Below are 1,146 nucleotides of genomic sequence, written 5' to 3'. Positions count from 1 at the left end.
CCTGGGATCCGTCCCGTTAAGTCGATTCCCGAAAGCCTGGTCGGGCAAGGCCCGGACATAGCTGTGGTGGGTGAACATTGTGCATGTTCACCCACCACATCCGGAGCCGGCAAAGAGGGGACTGAATGTGCCGCATCCCCTCTCTGCCGGTCTGGTTGTCCTGCCTTTACTTACTGCCCGGGGCGTCACCGGGATCAGTATGGTCCCCGGTCTGCTGGACGTCCGGGCCGGTGTCGGCGGCTCCGGCCTTCTCAGGGGCTTCGGCCTGCCCCGGCGTGTCGGCTGTGTCCCCCTGACCGGCAACATCGGGGGCCTCAGCCTGACCGGCAACATCCGGGGCCTCCGCCTGGCCGGGAGTAGACGGTCCGCTGGACGGGGCAGGGGTGCTGGACACTGAGGTACTGGGGGACGGTGGAGGAGTGGCTGCGTTGGCCGCACCCGCTCCGGCACCGATCAGTGCCAGAAACCCCAAGGAGCCTGCCGCGATTTTTGCTTTGAGTTTCATGGTTCGGTTTCCTTTCTTCTGTGGCGTTCTTCCTGTGAACACCGGGCCTCCGGTGCGGGGGCCATGTCTCTACTGTGCCAAACCGGCCCTGAGAGCAGGCCCAGAAGAGTTGAGAAACGGCTGAGTGCTCTCTTACCCCAGGCCCTGGTAACCCGCGATGATGTCCCGGCGGCTGGGTCAGGGCGGTTAGGGTGTGACGTCGTAGCGTTGCATGAGCCAGTCGAGGTTGTTCTGCAGTCCGGGGCGCCAGGCCTGCCAAATGTGCGAGCCGGGAAGGGTTTGCAGGGTGACGTTCAGTCCTGCGGCTTTCGCGGCGGCGTAGACCTGTTCGCCCTGGGGTTTGTAGAAGCTGTCGGCGGCGCCCACAGTGATGATGCCCGCGGTGGCGGGAAAGTGGCCGGTTTTGAACACGTCCAGGGGATTTTGCCGGGCGAAGGCGGCGGCGTCGCCGTGGAAGTAGCTGTTGAGCAGTGCTTGGTGGCCGGCGGGGATGGTGGGCATGTTTTCCCCGGAAATGTCGATGAAGGTCGGGTATACGTCGGGAAAGTTCACGGCCATTTGCAGGGCGCAGGTCCCGCCGTAGGAGAAACCGGCAACCGCCCAGTTCCTGGCGGCTCCAAGGCCGGCGTTGAGGGTGTTTT

At 64.4% G+C, this 1,146-nt stretch carries 2 protein-coding genes; both read right to left on the bottom strand.

Annotated features, from left to right (window positions below):
• Nucleotides 1-166 precede the first annotated feature (166 nt).
• Nucleotides 167-505: a hypothetical protein gene (locus IV500_RS20690; RefSeq protein ID WP_196398710.1), complete on the bottom strand. Its 339-nt coding sequence runs from the start codon at nt 503-505 to the stop codon at nt 167-169.
• Nucleotides 506-691: 186 nt separating this feature from the next.
• The coding region (locus IV500_RS20685) for an alpha/beta hydrolase-fold protein (RefSeq protein WP_245394858.1) at nt 692-1,146 on the bottom strand (455 nt) is incomplete at its 5' end.

The organism is Arthrobacter terrae (assembly GCF_015708085.1).
Lineage (GTDB): Bacteria > Actinomycetota > Actinomycetes > Actinomycetales > Micrococcaceae > Arthrobacter_M > Arthrobacter_M terrae.
This window is presented reverse-complemented; position numbering and strand designations above follow the sequence as displayed.

Coding starts and splice junctions, on each gene's coding strand:
- IV500_RS20690 (WP_196398710.1), bottom strand. CDS start 505: ATGAAACTCAAAGCAAAAATCGCGGCAGGCTCCTTGGGGTTTCTGGCA.